Source organism: Streptomyces durbertensis, from assembly GCF_014156695.1.
Classification (GTDB): Bacteria; Actinomycetota; Actinomycetes; order Streptomycetales; family Streptomycetaceae; genus Streptomyces; species Streptomyces durbertensis.
In genome coordinates, this window is the sequence record NZ_WMLF01000907.1 from 1 (window position 1) to 632 (window position 632).

Annotated in this window: 1 protein-coding gene; it reads left to right on the plus strand. The window is 72.5% G+C overall.

The genetic code is table 11. The annotated features are described in order from the left end of the window. Nucleotides 1-632: type IV secretory system conjugative DNA transfer family protein (locus GL263_RS27600; protein WP_500294580.1), on the plus strand; the 632-nt coding region annotated here is incomplete at both ends.

A 632-nucleotide genomic window follows, 5' to 3' on the forward strand; every position in this document is an offset into this window, starting at 1 on the left:
CCCACCCACCGCACCGACGCCCCGCACCGCCTGCGCTGGTCCCCCGAACACGGCTGCACCGACATGGCCGTGGCCCGCGCACGTGCCACGGCCCTTCTCGCACCCGTACGCAGCCCCGCCCGGATCGACGCGACCACCCACGACGCCGCCGAGACCATCCTGCGCTGCTCACTGCACGCCGCGGCGGTCAGCGGTCAGCCGTTCCGCCAGGTCCACCGATGGATCGTCAGCGGCACGATGAACGAGGCCGTGCGGATACTGCGCAAGGGAAAGTCGGTCACGTCCGGCGCCGCCGGCGAACTCGAGGCCATGCTCATCAGCCACCCCGGACGCCGGGACGCCGCCACCGAGTTGATCCGCTCCGCGCTCGGCTCCCTCACGCAGCTCCACGTCCGCGACTCCTGCGCGGCCGGCAAAGCCGACACGCTCGCGCGGGAATCGTTTGTGTCCGAAGGGGGAACGCTGTATGTCATGGGCGAGTCCATCGAGGACCCGCGCCGCTCACCCGGCGCGATGCCGCTGGTCACCGCCCTCACCGCAGACGTGGTCGAGCACGGCCGCCGCATGGCCGCAGGGTCATCCTCCGGCCGGCTCGACCCACCAGTCACCCTCGTCCTGGACGGCCCCGCCAC